16 protein-coding genes are annotated in these 17,367 nt (G+C 42.6%); 6 read left to right on the forward strand and 10 right to left on the reverse strand.

Going from position 1 to position 17,367, the window contains the following annotated elements; all coding sequences use genetic code 11:
- Positions 1 to 447 precede the first annotated feature (447 nt).
- Positions 448 to 2,853, reverse strand: a complete 2,406-nt coding sequence (locus tag AAA938_RS10485; RefSeq protein WP_338228680.1) for an alpha-L-rhamnosidase-related protein — start codon at positions 2,851 to 2,853, stop codon at positions 448 to 450.
- Between the two features lie 171 nt (positions 2,854 to 3,024).
- Between AAA938_RS10485 and AAA938_RS10490 the strand changes: the two genes are divergently transcribed.
- Complete coding sequence (locus AAA938_RS10490; RefSeq protein ID WP_338228681.1) at positions 3,025 to 4,461, forward strand: DASH family cryptochrome; 1,437 nt, start codon at positions 3,025 to 3,027, stop codon at positions 4,459 to 4,461.
- Here AAA938_RS10490 and AAA938_RS10495 read toward each other — a convergent pair.
- From AAA938_RS10495 to AAA938_RS10510, 4 genes are read right to left on the reverse strand one after another with little or no spacing between them, the layout of a single operon-like run.
- A complete protein-coding gene (locus AAA938_RS10495) occupies positions 4,458 to 4,712 on the reverse strand; it encodes a hypothetical protein (protein ID WP_338228682.1) in 255 nt (84 codons plus the stop codon). The two genes, AAA938_RS10490 and AAA938_RS10495, sit on opposite strands and share 4 nt — an antisense overlap.
- The gene (locus AAA938_RS10500; RefSeq protein WP_338228683.1) at positions 4,709 to 5,947 is read right to left on the reverse strand and encodes a serine hydrolase; all 1,239 of its coding nucleotides are present in this window, start codon (positions 5,945 to 5,947) and stop codon (positions 4,709 to 4,711) included. Before AAA938_RS10500 ends, AAA938_RS10495 begins: the two co-directional genes overlap by 4 nt.
- The gene (locus AAA938_RS10505) at positions 5,944 to 7,005 is read right to left on the reverse strand and encodes an aminotransferase class I/II-fold pyridoxal phosphate-dependent enzyme (RefSeq protein ID WP_338228684.1); all 1,062 of its coding nucleotides are present in this window, start codon (positions 7,003 to 7,005) and stop codon (positions 5,944 to 5,946) included. The genes AAA938_RS10500 and AAA938_RS10505 overlap by 4 nt, the downstream gene beginning before the upstream one ends.
- A gap of 9 nt (positions 7,006 to 7,014) precedes the next feature.
- On the reverse strand, positions 7,015 to 7,437 hold the full coding sequence (locus AAA938_RS10510) for a VOC family protein (protein ID WP_338228685.1): 423 nt from the start codon (positions 7,435 to 7,437) through the stop codon (positions 7,015 to 7,017).
- Between the two features lie 57 nt (positions 7,438 to 7,494).
- On the opposite strand from AAA938_RS10510, the gene AAA938_RS10515 reads away from it, so the two are divergent.
- From AAA938_RS10515 to AAA938_RS10535, 5 genes are all read left to right on the forward strand, one after another.
- A complete protein-coding gene (locus AAA938_RS10515) occupies positions 7,495 to 8,397 on the forward strand; it encodes a patatin-like phospholipase family protein (RefSeq protein WP_338228686.1) in 903 nt (300 codons plus the stop codon).
- Positions 8,384 to 8,998, forward strand: coding sequence for a class I SAM-dependent methyltransferase (locus tag AAA938_RS10520; RefSeq protein WP_338228687.1), 615 nt, complete (start codon positions 8,384 to 8,386; stop codon positions 8,996 to 8,998). The genes AAA938_RS10515 and AAA938_RS10520 overlap by 14 nt, the downstream gene beginning before the upstream one ends.
- Before the next feature lie 24 nt (positions 8,999 to 9,022).
- Complete coding sequence (locus AAA938_RS10525; protein WP_338228688.1) at positions 9,023 to 9,625, forward strand: trimeric intracellular cation channel family protein; 603 nt, start codon at positions 9,023 to 9,025, stop codon at positions 9,623 to 9,625.
- A gap of 128 nt (positions 9,626 to 9,753) precedes the next feature.
- Positions 9,754 to 10,644: a YitT family protein gene (locus AAA938_RS10530; protein WP_338228689.1), complete on the forward strand. Its 891-nt coding sequence runs from the start codon at positions 9,754 to 9,756 to the stop codon at positions 10,642 to 10,644.
- Entirely contained in the window at positions 10,644 to 11,225 is a 582-nt protein-coding gene (locus AAA938_RS10535) for an HD domain-containing protein (protein WP_338228690.1), read from the forward strand. The genes AAA938_RS10530 and AAA938_RS10535 overlap by 1 nt, the downstream gene beginning before the upstream one ends.
- Here the strand turns inward: AAA938_RS10535 and AAA938_RS10540 are convergent.
- The 5 genes from AAA938_RS10540 to AAA938_RS10560 all read right to left on the reverse strand — a co-directional run bounded on the left by AAA938_RS10540 (position 11,222) and on the right by AAA938_RS10560 (position 17,340).
- Entirely contained in the window at positions 11,222 to 12,346 is a 1,125-nt protein-coding gene (locus tag AAA938_RS10540) for a DUF4221 family protein (RefSeq protein WP_338228691.1), read from the reverse strand. The two genes, AAA938_RS10535 and AAA938_RS10540, sit on opposite strands and share 4 nt — an antisense overlap.
- Positions 12,347 to 12,352: 6 nt before the next feature.
- Entirely contained in the window at positions 12,353 to 13,492 is a 1,140-nt protein-coding gene (locus AAA938_RS10545; protein WP_338228692.1) for a DUF4221 family protein, read from the reverse strand.
- Between the two features lie 6 nt (positions 13,493 to 13,498).
- On the reverse strand, positions 13,499 to 14,761 hold the full coding sequence (locus AAA938_RS10550; RefSeq protein ID WP_338228693.1) for a DUF4221 family protein: 1,263 nt from the start codon (positions 14,759 to 14,761) through the stop codon (positions 13,499 to 13,501).
- Between the two features lie 203 nt (positions 14,762 to 14,964).
- Positions 14,965 to 16,116: a DUF4221 family protein gene (locus AAA938_RS10555; protein WP_338228694.1), complete on the reverse strand. Its 1,152-nt coding sequence runs from the start codon at positions 16,114 to 16,116 to the stop codon at positions 14,965 to 14,967.
- Between the two features lie 27 nt (positions 16,117 to 16,143).
- The gene (locus AAA938_RS10560) at positions 16,144 to 17,340 is read right to left on the reverse strand and encodes a DUF4221 family protein (RefSeq protein WP_338228695.1); all 1,197 of its coding nucleotides are present in this window, start codon (positions 17,338 to 17,340) and stop codon (positions 16,144 to 16,146) included.
- Between the last annotated feature and the right edge of the window lie 27 nt (positions 17,341 to 17,367).

Consider the following 17,367-nt stretch of genomic DNA (forward strand, 5'->3'; position numbering starts at 1 on the left):
TTGAAAAATCAGCTTTTTCCGAGTTTCCAGGTCTGCCGATTCAATTTCTTGATCGATTTGATTGTATGGATGATTTGGAAAAACTTCCCAAGTGGATTCGTCATTTACTTTTCCAGTCAATCGGTATTCACCATCTTCTATCCAGAAATCTTTCCTTTCCTGGATCTTCCCGGAATTTTTTATAAACAGAAGGCTAAGTTTTTTGGGCCCCTTAGAATCATCAGTATGTGAAAAAGCATAATTCTCTCCCCAAACATCAAAGAAACGATCACCGTGGACTATTCTCAAGAACCGATTACCGGTAAAGTCAGCCTCCAGTTCACTAATTACAGTTGATTGGCTAAAGGAGTCGAAGGAAAAAAGAACAAGCAGCAAAAAAAGAAATGGTTTCATAAGCTATTTTTCAAACTATATACTCCCATTTAGAAATTTAGGTTGGGTCAAACCTTACTTTTCTGCTTCCACTCGCACTTTTTTTCCCGTCATTAGAATTCTTCTATACCCGTTCTGAGTATCCGCACTCACTTCCTTTCCCAGGATCTTTACCTTTGAAAATTCCTCAGGAATCTCAATCGATATGCCCCATTTGGATTGAGTTTGTTCCACCTCAATGGCCAGAACTCCTGACTTATCCACATAGCTTAGACTGATTTCATTATCTCCAATAATCACTTTTTGGATAGAGGCTTCTTCCCAAGTGGAAGGCATTTGAGGACGTATGTAAATAACTTTATTACCGGCATCCGGTTGAATCCCAAAAAACTGCCTTACAATCGGCACTCCAAAGCTGTACATATTCCAAGCTTGAGTAAACATCCCATAATCCGGAGAAACCTCATACATCGAGCCCGGCAAAGCAAATCCAAAGCTTCGCGTCATTCGCTTGAGATAATCCAAGGCCTGATCGGGATTTCCATAGTTATTTTCCCCAATGGCCGACACCCCGGTCGGCAAGGTCATGACCGCTCCCGTGTAGGAAAAGCTCTTACTTCCTGCAAAGGACCCGTCCTCATTTTCCGCTTGCTCATCCCGATCAATACCTGTGACGAAGGTGCCAAAAGGATTGGTATATTTTTTAGCAGTAGCCAAAGCAATTTTGGCCTTTTCAGGATCTGCAATTCCCGTTTCCATAGGTGTATTGACAACCCAATTGTGATAAAGAACAAAGCCCTGTTTTTGGTCTTTAGGCAATGTGGATAACTTAGCCTTTGTCGCCTTCAACTCTTCTACTGCCCAGGGCTTGTTAAGCGTATCCGCACGGATAATGGCTTCATCAATCAGATGAAGAGCCTCCTCAGCTGTACCAATAAAATCAGCATAGCTCCCAAACTCTTCTACCCAAAAGTCTGAATTGATTTTCTCGGCCAAGGCATCCGCTGTTTGTTGATAACTTTTGGAAAGATCCGTTTTTCCTAAAATTTCGGCCATTTTTGCTGCATCGGCAAAGGCTTTTTGGGAGTAGGCTGCCACATCGATCATCTCGGATTTGAGTCCGTGGATTTCCATCATGCCATAGCCATCGGCCAGAAGATTCCCGTCTTTGTCATTTCCTCTAAGTAACCAGTCCAGACCTTTTTCGATCGAAGGGAAATATTTTTCCAACAGATCCCGATCTCCAGTCCATCGGTACACTTCCCAAATAGTAGAAGCCCATTGAGGCGTTTCGTTGATATTCCCGGGATTGAAAACTGCTCCGTTGGTGCTGACTTCATGCACTATACGACCATTACCATTTTCTTTTTCAGATAGATTGTGGATAAGTTCAAGGGTGGAGTAGACCAAGTCCTTTCTTCCCGTGGCTATCAAGCCCTGAATGGTGTATTCGCTGTCGACCCCAAACCACCAGGGGTAATCCTGCAGACCCGCACCAAAGCCTCTTCCTATTCCCGGTACATCCCGCACCAACCAATCGGTATTGTACCTGATCCATTGAAAAGCCTTTTGCAATTCTGCGTCCGGAATCTGTATTTCTGAAAGTTCAGCCAGTGCTTCGTATCGCCTCTTTTTTGCAAACCAATCCGATTCCAGATTCTTTCTCAAATCAGCGAGCGTAGACATGGCTTTCAGCTCACTTTCTGTGGAACCTGCAATGAAAATAGGCACGATTTGCTCTGAATTTGCCGGGAGATTGATATTCACAGTAAAGCCAGAAGCAGCACCTTGTCCTTTGGGAGAATAGGTACAGGTCAATTCCTCCTGAGGAGAAAGAGAAATGCCTTCACCACTTCCCCAGACGACAAACCAAGGATTTCCTTCGTCTTTGGCCGAAAAGGTATTCGTCATCTCATCAAAGGAAATCACGTCTGCCTGATCAATCATCCCTGTTCGCTCACCCAACCAAACCGGCATCAAGTCCACATAAGCATTGAATTGAAATTGGACTGTTTTTTCAGACTTATCCACATTTTTAACCCGGAAAAAAATGGTCATCCCTTCTTTCCCGTCGGGAACAAACTGTAGGCGCTCTACTTCAATCCCTGTCCCTTCCAATGGAAAGTTGTGAAGGTTGCTAAATGGAAAATTGGTAAATGTTTTGGCTTGGTCAAGGCAATAGGTTTGCTCTCCCAAACTGAGAGAAGCTGTAAATCCATCCATCAGCTTGATAGGATGTAGCCAAATGCCGCCCATCTCTCCCTCCACGTGCCAACCCAAATCCGGAAACTGTCCATTTTGATGGCCAATCAGATAAACCCGATCACCTGCTGCTGAGAACGGAGATCCCAAATAGTCTGCCTTACCCGTAAGTCCTTCCTGCGTAGATAAATCCTGAAAAATCGTTTGCTCTGGCAAAAGAGATTCTTGACAGGAAAAAAGCAAAACTGCTGCTAGAAAAGGGAAGATTTTTGATCGCATGGATTCTTGATTTTAGCCCAAAATAGGGCATACCTAAGAAATAATTGGGCTTGATTCCAAAATTATCCACCGATCATGAGAGGAAATCGATTTCTCGATCCTGATGAAAAGAAGTAAATATTTTTTGTGGAACTTTTCAAACACTTTTCTTAAACACCCTGTTCGCAAAACATGAAGTACAACAGGGTTTTGGTTTGGTTCCGAAATGATCTCAGGGTTTCAGACAATGAAACTCTATCCAAGGCTATTCAATTGGGGAAGGAAATCATTCCGGTATACGTCTTGGATCCAAGACAATTTGATACAATGGAAATTGGCCTCCCAAAAACAGGGAAATTTCGCGCTCAGTTTCTTTTGGAATCAATAAAGGATTTAAGGGAGTCCTTTCAGGAGCTAGGCGGAGAATTGTTGATACTTCAAGGTAAGCCGGAGGAAGCTTTGGCAGACTTAGCAAGTAAAGCCACGGCAGATGCCATCTTTTTCTCCAAAGAAGTGACATCCGAGGAGAGAAAAGTGGAAGCGGCCTTGGAAAAAGCCGCTTTTGCCATGGGCATTCCTACAGAAAGCTTCTGGCAAAGCACCTTATACCATAAGGACGATTTGCCTTTTCCTGTAGGACAAACTCCTGAGGTATTTACCCACTTCAGAAAGGAAGTGGAAAAGCTAAGCAAGGTAAGACGGATTTATCCCTCTCCTTCGCGAATCAATTATGCAAAAGATGTGGATATCTCATCGGGAGATATTCCTACCCTTAAAGAACTTGGACTGGAGGAACCCAAGCCTGAATCGAAGTCGTGGATGAAGGTGAAAGGTGGAGAGCGATCAGCGTTTGGGCGACTTCAGTCCTATTTTTGGGAAAAAGACCTGCTGAAATCCTATAAGGAAACCCGGAATGGATTGATCGGAATGGATTACAGTTCCAAATTTTCCCCTTGGTTGGCTTTGGGCTGCATATCTCCAAGGACCATCTTCGAGGAGGTAAAAAAGTATGAGCGCCAACGAAAAAAGAACAACAGTACCTATTGGCTGATATTTGAATTAATCTGGCGGGATTATTTCCGCTTCATTGCCCAAAAGCATGGAGACAAAATCTTCCATGTAGAGGGAATAAAAAATCAAGTGGACTCCTGGCGAAGAGATAGGTCTCAATTTGAGGCCTGGGTGGAAGGGAAGACAGGAGTCCCCTTTATTGATGCAAATATGCGGGAGCTAAAAGCCACGGGATTCATGTCCAACCGGGGTAGACAACTTGTCGCAAGCTTCCTCGTCAACGACTTGGGTATAGACTGGACTTGGGGAGCAAGCTATTTTGAAAGTCAACTCATCGACTATGATGTCTGTTCCAATTGGGGCAATTGGATGTATGTGGGTGGTGTAGGCAATGACCCGAGGGAAAACCGATACTTCAATATCCTCCGCCAAGCGAAGAATTACGACCCCAATGGGGATTACGTGCGGATTTGGATTCCGGAACTAGCAGCTGTACCGGGTTTCTCTATTCATCAGCCTTGGGAGCTGTATTCCAAGCAGTTGCGCGAATTAAAAATTCAATTAGGCCATACTTATCCACAACCTCTGGTAAGAATCTCCAGCTTGGAACGGGCTTAATCCCAATCCTCAGCTTTCTTTTTTTCTAAAAACTTCCTGTTGGGCTTCCATAGCCAAAAGTATTGGGTGATAAGAAGAAATGAGGTCATAAAAATCAACTCTGCCCAAGTCTTTCCTTCTTTGGCAACAGTAAAGTCAAACGTCAAAGTAGGATAGACATAGGCCTGCACAAAGACAAAGTAGAAAAGGATATAAAATCCCATCAAAAACAAGGTGGTTTTGGATTTGAGGAATTCCAAAAAGTCCTTCATTTTTTCCAATCCATTTGAAATCTCTGCAAATCCGCAGGAATCTGCTTTTTCCGCTTCAGTTCCATCTGATAGAGATATTCACCCAACTCAGTGAAAAAAGGCAAACCGATAGAGTCGGTCTCGTAAGTATCGTCATTGAGCGTTTGGTTGTCATTGAAGTAGCCTACAGCCGAGACAAAGAATTCTACACCATTTTCAAAATCAACAAAATAGCTTCCATCAATGAGGTAGCCATAGGACCATCCCGTCTTGTTGAAAATGCGAAATCGGTCAGGAATCGGATTCTTTGAAGTCCCAAACTTGAAGAACTTGGAAAATCCATCGTAATACTCGACCGGATCATAGTTGGGATAATCACTTTCCGCAGGGAACATGCTCATGTATTTCAAAATGAACTCCCTGTGCTTCTCATTGATCGCAAATCGCTCGGATTCCAAAAAGGACTCGGGAAAAATCAAGCGCTTAACCACCCCGTGCAAATCCGATAAAGCAAATTTATTCTTAAAGGAGAAATCCATGGGTTCCTCCACCAAGGCTCCTTTTTGATAATGGGCTTTCCCGATTTTGGGATTTCCCGGTACTACGTAGACGCTGTCAGATTGCCTTTCAGGAAGCTCCAGAATGGTTTTTCCAGACTTATCCACAAATCGGATCGGGTTGAAATTCCGGTTTTCCTCGGGACCGGCCGGGAAGCTTAGCCGCTGCATGATGATCGTATGGTCCAAACCTTTCTCCCGCAGCTTCCGGTTGATGTAATCCATTCCCATCAATTCGTAGAGGCGATTGGAAGCGTCATTGTCAGATACTAAAAGAATCTTTTTGATATAGTGCCCAACACTGGGAAGACCCGATTGGGAGGAAGAATCCACCAAGGCAGGTACTTGAGAAGGCCTTACCGAATCGGTCAGCATGATGGTTTCCAAAGTCAAACCCTCCGTATTCTGCTCTTCCAGCCACTCCAATGCCAAAACCGCAATCGGTAACTTAACAGTAGAAGCCGGATAGAAATAATGAGTATCATCCACGTGAAGCGGAAAGTAAGTGAAAATGGGTTTGCCGTGCTCGTTTCGGTCAATTCGGGTAAAAAGTACCTGGACCTGATATTTTTCCGGGTCTCCCAATACTTTGGAGAGGGTGGGATAATCATTTAATCCATCCTGAAAAGGAACAGGGTCTTTTGGCTGACACCCAAAAACCCACAAAAGCAAAAGTAGAGAAGCAATACGTCTGATCATTTTTCTGACAGTTGATACAAAGATTCAATTAATACCATCAAATCGCCCAAGGTATGGAAACCTGAGAGGACGATTCGGCTGATTTTTGGACTTTCCGGCTTGGGATAGGGGAAGGAGGAAACGATAATTCCACTTTGTTCCAATCGATCTGGCAGGGAATCATCATTCAAAATAAACACGGGAAATTGTCCCGATCCGGTGACGGATGAAAAGGATTGGGTCTCCTGACTGAAAATGCTGGAGAAATCCCTGATTTTTTTGCTTTGGGCCTGATACATATCCTGAGTTTCCATGAAAGCCTGAAGATTGGCCGGAGAACCCGGGGAAGCACCGGTAAAGACCGTTTGGGATTTCATTCCTTCAATCACTTCTTTTTTTCCCAAAATGATTCCCGCCGGCATAGCAAGCCCCTTTCCCAAAGAACCTGACACGACCAAGTTGATCTGAGGATCAATCCATTGGGAATAGGTCCCAAAAACCCCTTTTCCCAAGACACCAAAAGCATGACTATCATCAATCAGAAGGGTGACTTCATGTTTTTTGGCGATTTCCTTGACCCATTCATAGGAGTGAATCTCTGCTTTGAGTGGGTCTACTGCATTTCCCAAAATCAGAATTTTACGGGAGGAAAGTGCATCTGCTTGATTCAAACAATGATTTTTCCATTTTGTAAAATTCAATTGATAATCAGGCTTCAAGTCAAGGGGAAGAATTGCTGGATGGGTATCGGGCGCGATCCAACACAGGTCGGATTGGGGATAAAGCCACTGCCAAGCCGTAATCCCAGCCAAGTATCCCGAGCTCATCACAGCTGCTGCTTCTGCCTTGGCCTTTTTTGCAAAAAAAACTTCAAACTCATCAAAAACCTTCAACCGGAGATTATTCACACGGCTCAGACCGTGATTGAACCCGTATTGCCGAATGCAATCAAAGAGCACGGCTTCGTAGTGAGGGTCTTGGTCCATTCCCAAATAGGAAGTACCACTGAAAAAAAGATAGTCTTTTTTCCCCACTTGAAACGCAGGTCCGATTCGGTGCTTTAGTTGAAAGATTTTCAAAAGAGAAGCTTATTTAGCGAAAATCTGAGATGGGTCCTGAAAGGATTTGAATTCGAGGGCATTGCCACAGGGGTCAAGGAAAAACATGGTCGCCTGCTCTCCGACCTCTCCTTTGAACCGGATGTAAGGCTCAATCACGAATTCCGTTCCGTGGGCCTTCAGTTTATCCGCCAATTGATGCCACTCGTCCCAACCCAAAATAGCTCCAAAATGCCTCACAGGTACATTTTTACCATCTACCTCATTGGTTTTGGCATTGGCCAATTCCTCGGGCTTGATATGGGCTGAGAGTTGATGACCAAAGAAATTGAAATCAATCCACTTATCGGTGCTTCTTCCGATATCGCAGCCTAAAAGATCTCCGTAGAATTTGCGGGTTTCCTCGATGTCTCTGATGGGGAAGGCTAAGTGAAAGGGTTTAAATTCGCTCATATTGCTTACTTTTGAAATTAATTTTTAAGTACAAAAGACTTTTCTCCCCCTAAAGATATGTCAAAAAAGAAGAAAGTATCATTGGTTTTGAGCAGCGGAGGAGCGAGGGGATTGGCGCATGTAGGAGTCATCGAGGAACTGGAAAAACGAGGCTATGAGATCTCTCAAATCGCAGGATGCTCAGCGGGTGCCTTGGTCGGTGGAATGTATGCCGCCGGAAAAATGAATGATTTCCGGGACTGGATTTGCAATCTGGACCGGATCGATGTCTTTTCCCTGATGGATTTTACCTTTTCAAGTAAGGGATTTATCAAAGGTGAAAAGGTATTTAATGCCTTAAAAAAGGTCGTAAAAGACCATAAAATTGAGGATTTACCCGTTCCCTTTTCCTGCAATGCAGTGAATGTAAAGACGGGAAAAGAACATATCTTCAAAGAAGGCAGTCTTTATACTGCGATCCGGGCTTCAGGAAGTATTCCCTCCGTTTTTCTCCCGGCGAAAGTACAAAATCAGTTCTTTATCGATGGGGGCGTATTGAACCCCATTCCCATGTCACTTTTGACTCAATCTGAGGATTCCATTTTGGTGGTAGTGGATGCGAATGGACTTGAGGAGGACTACATTTCTCCTCCAAAAAAAGACTCCTCAGGGAAAAGCTTCCTCTCAATGCCCAAATGGCTGAAAGAGTATCAACAGAAAATGAAGCAGTTTTTCCCTGACGAGGAAAAGGAAGCCAAAGAGGTCTCTTATTCCGCTTTGGATTTGGTCACCCGGTCATTTGACTTACTTCAGGACCGATATTGTGAAATGATTCTGGAAAAATACGAGGTGGATGTCCTGATCAAAGTATCGAGAAAGCAATGCGGCACGCTGGAATTTCACCGCTCAGCCGAAATGATCGAAATCGGGAGAATCAAAGCCCAAGAAGCCTTTAAAATCCTGGAAGATGGAAATACCTGAGCTCAACCGCCTCTTGGGTAATGTGGATATCTACCTTTTGGATCAAATCCTAAAAGGAAGATTTACGAAGGAAATGAAAATCCTTGACGCTGGCTGTGGTGAGGGGAGAAACGCAGTCTATTTTATCCAAAAGGGCTACTCCGTTTATGGCATAGACCCAAATGAAACGGCTGTTCAGTATTGCCGCTTTATGGCAAAGAGCCTAAATCCAGACTTTGACATTCATCGCTTTCAATTTGGCAGATTGGAGGAGATCCCTTTTCATCAAGGAGCTTTCGATGCAGTGATTTGCTCAGCAGTCCTTCACTTTGCCGAAAATGTGGATAACTTCTGGCAAATGATTCGGGAAATCTATCGGGTCCTAAAGCCGGGAGGTGTTTTCTGGTTTCGGATGACTACGGATTTTTGTGGAGTTTCGGAAAGAAGTATTTTACTGGAGAATGGAAAACATGCCCTTCCCGACGGTTCAGAGCGCTTTTTGCTGAATTCCAGCCATGTGGATAACTTACTGAAAATGGGTTTCCGGTTTATAGAACAGCCCAAGACCGTACATGTACTTGGCCTTCGGGAAATGGGGGTATTTTTGCTTGAAAAAATCTAGACAGAACAACCATTAAACCAATCCATGGAGCTACAATACGCCTTAGAATTGATCGGAACTTTTGTATTTGCCATTTCCGGAGCTTTAGCCGTCAGGGAAAAGGAGCACGATCTTTTTGGGGCAGGATTTACCGGATTTATCACTGCCATAGGCGGAGGTACACTTCGGGATATCCTTCTGGACAGCTACCCTCTGGTATGGATTGGAGATATCCATTTTCTCTATGCCATCCTATTGGGAATATTGGCCGCTTTTCTATTTCCCAACCTTTTGAGCCGGCTTCGCAAGACCTTTTTCCTATTTGACACCTTGGGGATTGGTTTTTTTACCGTACTGGGGGTAGAAAAGGCACTTAATCTGGGAGTTAGGCCAGAAATCGCAGCAATCATGGGAATGTTTACTGCAGTAATGGGCGGAGTCATTCGGGACACCCTTACCAATGAAATTCCCATTCTTTTCCGAAAGGAAATCTACGCATCTGCCTGCTTAGTGGGTGCGGTAGCTTATCTACTATTTGACTATTTCGGCTTGGAGCGAAACTACAACCTTTTGGTCTCTATGAGCATCATCATTTCTATCCGCTTGATCGCCATGAGGTACAAACTGAGCCTTCCCCGCCTGGATTGAATATAAACTGGCACTTTTTGCAGGAGAAAATAAAGAATTAGCCTTAAAAATTTGGGCAACAGGCGTTTTTATCTAATTTTTCCTTACTTTATTCGATATTTTGAAAAAGAAACTTTTCAGCCCTCTTAATGAACCCTAAAGACAGTATAGACTGGAAGTCGATTTTTGATCCGACCTCCCTGGTTTACATCGTAGTTGGAGTCGCCTTTGCTGCTGTAGCTTTGGAGGCATTTATGCTTCCCAACAAGTTTTTGGATGGAGGAGTGACGGGTATTGCGATTTTGGTGAACCTGGGATTTGGGGTGGATCTAAATCTGCTCTTGGTCTTGCTGAATATTCCTTTTCTGGCTCTGGGATGGAAGAAAGTGGGAAAAACCTTTGCTGTGCAGTCTGCTATTTCGGTTTTTCTCCTGACCCTAATCCTTCATTTCCTGGAGTTTCCCACGGTGACTCAGGACAAGGTACTGATTGCGGTATTCGGAGGATTTCTGATGGGGACAGGAATAGGTTTGATTATCCGTGGAGGAGGCTTGATTGACGGCTTTGAAGTGATTACGGAGTATTTTCAGAAAAACTCCGCTCTTTCTGCAAGCGAAATCACCGTTTTCCTCAATTCCCTGATTATGCTATCGGCGGCATTCGTTTTTGGCATAGAACCTGCCATGTATTCTATCCTTACCTATTTTACCGCCATCAAGACCACCGATTATGTGGTGGAAGGATTTGAAGAATACACTGCACTGACCATCATCTCCAAGGAGGATGATAAAGTGAAGGAGCTGATCGTCAAAGAGTTTGGCAAGGCGATCTCGGTATATAAAGGGGAGCGGGGATATCTGCCCGAGACCTTTCATATTCATCACCCTTGTGATATCATAATGACAGTAGTAACCCGACTGGAAGTACACCGGATCAAACTGGCCATTCAGGCTATAGACCCAAAGGCCTTCTTCTATGTACAGACTATCAAGGAAGTCAAAGGAGGAGTCATCAAAAAAGTCGGAAAAAAACATGACTGATGGAATTTGAAACAATACAACATACGATCTATCGGGATATTCTGGAAAAGCTTCCGGCACACTTGACCTACCACAATCTGGCCCATACCGATTATGTGCTCAATCAGGCTGTTTCTCTCGCTAAAGAGGAAAATGTAAGTGCTAAGGATCTTGAACTTTTAAAACTTGCGGCTCTCTTTCACGATACGGGCTTTATCGATAATCCCAAAGACCATGAAGAAAAAGGATGCGTAATTGCCGAAGGCTACCTCTCCCAAGCCTATTCCAAAGAGGACCTCGACAAAATCAAAGGGATGATCATGGCGACCAAAATCCCCCAAAGCCCACAAAACCACCTGGAAAACATTTTAGCCGATGCAGATTTAGAGTACTTGGGAACTGACCTTTTTGAAGAGATTGGGGAATCACTTTTTGTCGAGCTCAAGCATTTCAACCCGAATTTTACCCAACAGGCCTGGGATGAATTGCAGCTGGTATTTATGGAAAAGCACCACTATCACACCGATTATTGCAGGATTCATCGGGAGCCTAAAAAGCAGGAAAACCTGCTGAAGGTAAAGAAAAGGTTGGGGTTGGTTTAGTCCAATTTGAGCTCCATCACCGCAAAGCCCAATTCATCATTCACATTCACATAAGACCAGAGCTTGCCGTCTTTGAGGAAGAGAGGCATTTCAGGAGAAATAAAAAGGGTAGTTTCTCCAAGCTGATTCAGGTCCATATCAAAAAGCGTGACTACATTTTTGTAGTTCTTTTTTCCTTCCTTACTGCTTTCCGGTTCCTGAGAAAATCTCCAAATCCGCCTTTCTTCAGGATCAAAAACATAACTTCCAAATCGTACTTGATCGCCCGATTCGGCCATGAGGTCCTCTAATTCTCGGAAGGATTCTGCCGTTGATTTTTCCGGTATTTTCTTTTGGTCGGAAGTAAGCTGGGAGTGGTGGATTTTAAGCATCAAAGTGTCCTTGGCCAAATCCAAAATATAAACCTCATTGAAGTGGGCAGAGGATATGAGTACTTGCTCACCCACTTCTGTCAAAAATATCCGCTCCATGGTGCTCATTCTGAGCGCTCCGCCTTCAATTAACCTAAAGGTAAATGGCTCTAATTTTTTGCCAAGATCAAAGGGGTATTTCCTGACAGTAAGGTCATCCATGGAAATCACCAGCATCCCCGCTTGGGCCTGTCCTTTGGAAAAATAGGTGGAAATAAAGGATTTTCCGTCTGCGGTAATCAACGCCTCCGACCCCACTGCATCTTCCGGATCCAATCCGCTCAAAGTCTCCGGAGTCAACTTTATCATCCTCATGGAATCCAGACCCGGATTGAAAATCCGCAATTCCCACAAACCGATAAAATAGATATTCCCTTGGTTATCCGTCTGGATCAATTGCGCATCGCCTGTACCCAATGGACCTTCCCGTTCCATCTTGATTTTTTTCAACAAGCCCCGACTTTCGAGGTCAATCTGCTCCAGTTCGAAGTCTTGAAGATTAAAGTTGAAAAGCAATCCTTGGTCTCTAGAAATTGTAGAGCCATTCAATCCCCATTGAAGGAAAAGAAACTCTTCTTTGGAATCGATCATCACGGTATCTATCGTGACCGTAAGGTTCTCGAGAATATTGCCGGACTTTGACTCTTCAGAAGATTGGCTTCCGCAGGAAAAAATCAAGGGAAGCAAAAGAAGTACTGCCAGTTTTCTCATTTAGAATTAGAATTTAAAATCCATCACCGCAAATCCCAATTCGTCTTCCACATTGACATAGGACCAAAGCTTGCCGTCTTTGAAGAATGGGTATGCTGGCACACTGGTCAGGTCTTTCAGTTGAGTTTCACCGATCAGCTTAAAGTCTTTGTCGTAGGCAAAAAGATAAACATCAGATTTTTGTTTTTTATTTAAACCTTCAATGGGCAAAAAGCTCCTTCCAAATCGGAAGAATTGCTGCGATTGTTCATCCCAAAGAAATTTCTCAAAACCTACCTGGGTGGTTAGCTTACCAATCTCATTTTGAAATTCATTTTGAGTAGATACTTCGTTCCTTACCTGTGCATCTTTTCTATTAGGGACCAATTTATGCTTATAGGAAACCAGATTTAGAGAGTCTGAGACTACATCATAAAGATAAATTTCACTTGTCGCTGAACTTCGGATTACTACAATACCCCCAAACTGTTGAAGTGATAATTGCTCAAGAAAAGCAGACTGAATTTCGGGATCCTTCCAAATAATTTTAAACCTTCCAATTATGTCCATTGCAGGAATATCCAGAATTTTGCCTTTTTGATCAAGATATGTAGCTACCAAAAAGTCTCTTTCCCCGTCCATAAAGTCTCCTGGCAAGGAGAAAAAATGCTTTGCATCCGAGCCTACCAAAAGATCTGAACTAGCGTGAACTTCTAATTCTTTTGAAAGACCTTGAATGTTTTCTGATGTTAGGTTGATTTTATTCTCTAATTCTCCTTTTGCATTGACAATTGAATTTGCACGAAAACCTTTAAAAAAGAACCCCCCATTATTCAATGCCTGAATACCAGTGATAAACTGACCTATTCCATTAGGACCTTCCTTATCAAACTTAGAAATAACTTCCAATTTAAGTTTGTCTAAATCGATCTTAGCAATAGAATAGTCCTTTTCATTAAAGAGAAAGAGTGATCTCCGATCTGAACTAACGTCTGCTAAACGTAATCCCCATGCAAGATTAAGAATATCTTTCCCTGAGTCTACCATAACAGTATCCACGGTAAAAGTCAAATTCTCCAAAATATTGCTGGATTCGGCTTTTTCAGAAGATTGGCTTCCGCAGCCAAAAATCAAGGGAAGCAAAAGAAGTACTGCCAGTTTTCTCATTTAGAATTAGAATTTAAACTCCATCACCGCAAAGCCCAATTCATCATTTACATTGACATAAGACCAAAGCTTGCCGTCTTTGAAGAAGGGGAATTGGGGAACTTGATTTAATTTTTTAATTTCAGTCTCTCCCAAAAGGTTGAAATCTTTGTCATACCCAAAGAGGAATACTTTTTTAGAAAAAGTTGGATCATAATTATGTCCAGGCTTAAGGATTGACCCGAATCGAAAATAAATCTGTCTTGAGTCATCATAGATTAAATCTCCAAAAGCGATTTGAGGGAGGAGGTTATGATAAGCAAACTCAAATTGCTTCAAAGTAGTAAAAGACCTTGTTGGAGGAAGATCCTTTTGTTTCGGTACTAACTTATGGTCAGGTGAAGTGAAAGCTAATTCACCAGATGCAATGTCGTATGTATAGATATTACCACATCCTTCAGAATAAACTAGAATCCTATTTTTTTCCAAAACAAGGGTCATCTCAGCCATATTTGCAACCGCCGAATTAATTCCTTCTTTATAAACGAGGTCAAATCGAGTGAGAGATTCAAAATTGGGAAGAGGTACTACCTGAGTTTTTCCTGAAATTTTCTCATAGATAGCTATGCTTATCTTTTCTCCTTCAGAATCCGTAGGGAGTGTAAATATTTTTTGATAGAACGAATGATACTGGAGTTGATGGAAAAGTGTTATTTCTTGCCCAAGTGTGAGTTGGGAAAATTCTTTTGGGCTCAATGATATGGTCTCCAGTTTCGCTCCTTTAGAATCATAAATTCCGATTCTCCCATAATCTGACATTAGAAACTTTCCTCCCTCAAGAAGTTGAAAATACCAAACCAAAGGGGGAATGCTGTTTGGTCCATCTTTTTCAAATTTGACAAGCTCTTGCAATCGTTTACCCTTAAGGTCAAAAATGTATAGCGTACCAAGACTTGGATGGAGCGCATATAGTCTGCTTTTATCCTTAGAAAGGCTTGATCGAGATAATCCAAATGGAAGATTGACTAGTTCTTCCCCGGAATCAATCACCAACGTGTCTATTGTGAATTCTAACCTTTCAAAGGAAATCTTGGGTAATTGAGAATTAGACTTTTTTTCCTGAATAACTAAGGGAAGATCCATCTCACTAGCCTTATCTGGAGCCCCCTCAATATTTTTCTCATCTTTTTGAACTTCGCCATCATTCTTACTTTCTATAATTATGTCCGGCTTTTTGCTGTCGCAAGCAAGCAATAATGACAGGTAAATGAAGATTTGAATCCGTTTCATATAACTAAATTAATGTAAACCCGCTTTCTTGCCAGTAACGAAATTTTATAAATGATCACCTAGACTTTGCTAGATGACCGTAAGATGTTTTAGGGTGAGGGGAGTAAAATATATCGGGGCCACATCTATAAACATTCCTAACCCGGAGGCCGTGGGAAGACGAGGACATTTTTATCTAATGGCATCATTGCGGAAAATCATGATTAAAACTTAAAATCCATCACCGCAAAGCCCAATTCGTCTTCCACATTGACATAAGACCAGAGCTTGCCGTCTTTCCAGAAATAGTTCTCGGGAACTTGCTTAAAACCTTCGATTTTGGTTTCGCCTAAAACATTAAAATCTTGATCATAGGCAAAAAGAAAGACTTCAAAAGTGGGAGGATCTCCTCTGTTTTCACCGAGAAATGTTTTCTTTCCCAGCCTCAAATACATCTTTCGGGACTCATCCCATCGAGGTTCCAGGTAGTTCAGTTGGGCAAAGACCTTTTTCCGATCTTCGAAAAACTGATTTTCATCCGTGGGAAGATTAGCTACGGTGACGTCCATCCGGTTGGGAAAGTTCCGGTGCTGAATGGGCACAAAATTCAAACTGTCCGTCTCAGAATTCAGCCAATAAATCCCACTCATAGCTCCGGAACTAATCAGAAGCTGACCATTTTCTATGGCCATAAAACTTCCCGGCCCATAGTATCGAAACATTTTGGTTTCACCCGATGTGGTAATGAGCGTTCCCGAAAACTCCCTTACGGATTTCATTTCGGGAATGGGCTTGATTACCGCTTCTTTAGTCTTGGGATCAATAAGGTAGAGTTCATGTTTTTGCAAAACTTCAAAAGAGGGCTGAGTATAAATTCGGTTTCGAGAAAAATCATAGAGCGCCCTTTGATATAGATTGCTGAAGTCATTGGCCAGATCAGAGTCTATTCCATTTGGGGTCACATTTAGAGATTCAGTGATTTTTCCTTCTTTCGAAAAGATAGCCTGAGTAGAAAAACCCTGAATAAACAGTTCTCCTGCTGACCCCAACTGAAAACCCACCAAATAAGGCCCCACACCATCCGGGCCTTCTTTTTGAAAGGGCGTTTTCCGCACTAGCTTTAACCTATTGAGGTCAACCTCTACGAGATTTAAGGGATCTCTTTCAAAAAAATAAAGAGAACCCCCATCCTTGCTGATTACTTTGGCTCCGAGACCACTGTTGAGAACAAATATATCCTCCCCTGAATCTATCAAAACCGTATCCACGGTGTAAGTCAAATTCTCCAAAATATTCTTAGTTTCCGCTTTATCTGAAGAATTACCTCCACAGGAAAAAATCAAAGGCAGGAAAAGAAATGATACTAGTTTTTTCATCAGATACTAAAATGAGGTAGTTGATTGCTAGTTGTTTATGATTAATTCTCTTTCAGAGGGATTTCGACCTCCACCATTTTTCAGGTTTAGATTCAAATCCATCACCGCAAAGCCCAATTCGTCGTCCACATTGACATAGGACCAAAGCTTGCCGTCTTTGAAGAAGGGGTTGCTAGGGACTTTGGTCAATTTTTCCAATCGGGCCTCTCCGACGAGATTTAATTCCTCGTCGTAAGCAAAAAGATACACCTCGGACCTTCGTTCGGCATCCGGATTAGACTTAGGCAGCGAAATACTACCAAAGCGGAAGAATAGTTTGGATTCGGGATCCTCGAAAAAGCGCTGAAAACCAATCTGCTGATTGATTTTTTCATTCTCTGCCTGAAACTCCTCCTGAGATTCTACCTCCGACCTTACACTTACCTCTTTGCGATTGGGTACCAGCGAATGTTGATACATCTTCAATTCCAAAGAATCATTCTTGGGGTCGTAGATATAAATATCACTTGAGGCAGAATTACCAACTACGACCTTCTTTCCCAATTCCTGCAAGTTCACCTCTTGAATAGATACACTCATCATGTCTTTGGAACTAAGGACCACCCGGAGTTCTGAGGCGATATCCATAGCGGGGATGTCAATTATTTTTCCTTTCAAACTGGGAAAATCTGCAACCAGCAAATCCCTTCCCCCTTCAAAAAAGTTGCCGGGAAGGGAAAAAATATTTCTTCCATCGCTACTTATCATCAAACCATACCACGCATTGGATTGCTCTACTTCAGAAAGGCTGTCAATCTTCTCTGGCAAAAACTCGATATCCATCTCCTTTCTGCCGTCTGTATTAAATACAGCATTTGCCTCAAAGCTTGCAAAGAGAATCCGTCCGTTAGGAAGCAGTTGGATTTTGTTCATGTAATTCCCGATTCCATTAGGCCCTTCCGGTTCGAAAGGAATCTTTTTTTCCAATCTGAGTTGATTCAGATCAATAACCGAGAGTTGGTGGTCTGTCATATCCAAGAGAAAAAGCGTTTTCCTGTCCGGGGAAATATCTGCCAATCTCAGCCCCATCGACAAATTGATAATCTCTTCTCCTGAGTCTACCAAAACGGTATCTGATGTGAAAGTGAGATTTTCAAGGATATTGCCTGAACCTAGTTCTTGAGATGATTTTTCCCCACAGGAAAAAAGAATAGAAAACAGTGAAAAAAAGAATAGCTTTCTCATAGAAAATAATTTTTCTACTAAGAAAGC

This window comes from Algoriphagus taiwanensis, assembly GCF_036245645.1.
Classification (GTDB): Bacteria; Bacteroidota; Bacteroidia; order Cytophagales; family Cyclobacteriaceae; genus Algoriphagus; species Algoriphagus taiwanensis.

Excerpts from the sequence above, each read along its gene's own strand:
- AAA938_RS10540 (WP_338228691.1), bottom strand. The coding sequence starts at position 12,346 with ATGAGAAAACTGGCAGTACTTCTTTTGCTTCCCTTGATTTTTTCCTGC.
- AAA938_RS10515 (WP_338228686.1), top strand. The coding sequence starts at position 7,495 with ATGTCAAAAAAGAAGAAAGTATCATTGGTTTTGAGCAGCGGAGGAGCG.
- AAA938_RS10555 (WP_338228694.1), bottom strand. The coding sequence starts at position 16,116 with ATGAAAAAACTAGTATCATTTCTTTTCCTGCCTTTGATTTTTTCCTGT.
- AAA938_RS10550 (WP_338228693.1), bottom strand. The coding sequence starts at position 14,761 with ATGAAACGGATTCAAATCTTCATTTACCTGTCATTATTGCTTGCTTGC.
- AAA938_RS10495 (WP_338228682.1), bottom strand. The coding sequence starts at position 4,712 with ATGAAGGACTTTTTGGAATTCCTCAAATCCAAAACCACCTTGTTTTTG.
- AAA938_RS10545 (WP_338228692.1), bottom strand. The coding sequence starts at position 13,492 with ATGAGAAAACTGGCAGTACTTCTTTTGCTTCCCTTGATTTTTGGCTGC.
- AAA938_RS10485 (WP_338228680.1), bottom strand. The coding sequence starts at position 2,853 with ATGCGATCAAAAATCTTCCCTTTTCTAGCAGCAGTTTTGCTTTTTTCC.
- AAA938_RS10500 (WP_338228683.1), bottom strand. The coding sequence starts at position 5,947 with ATGATCAGACGTATTGCTTCTCTACTTTTGCTTTTGTGGGTTTTTGGG.
- AAA938_RS10490 (WP_338228681.1), top strand. The coding sequence starts at position 3,025 with ATGAAGTACAACAGGGTTTTGGTTTGGTTCCGAAATGATCTCAGGGTT.
- AAA938_RS10510 (WP_338228685.1), bottom strand. The coding sequence starts at position 7,437 with ATGAGCGAATTTAAACCCTTTCACTTAGCCTTCCCCATCAGAGACATC.
- AAA938_RS10535 (WP_338228690.1), top strand. The coding sequence starts at position 10,644 with ATGGAATTTGAAACAATACAACATACGATCTATCGGGATATTCTGGAA.
- AAA938_RS10530 (WP_338228689.1), top strand. The coding sequence starts at position 9,754 with ATGAACCCTAAAGACAGTATAGACTGGAAGTCGATTTTTGATCCGACC.
- AAA938_RS10525 (WP_338228688.1), top strand. The coding sequence starts at position 9,023 with ATGGAGCTACAATACGCCTTAGAATTGATCGGAACTTTTGTATTTGCC.
- AAA938_RS10520 (WP_338228687.1), top strand. The coding sequence starts at position 8,384 with ATGGAAATACCTGAGCTCAACCGCCTCTTGGGTAATGTGGATATCTAC.
- AAA938_RS10560 (WP_338228695.1), bottom strand. The coding sequence starts at position 17,340 with ATGAGAAAGCTATTCTTTTTTTCACTGTTTTCTATTCTTTTTTCCTGT.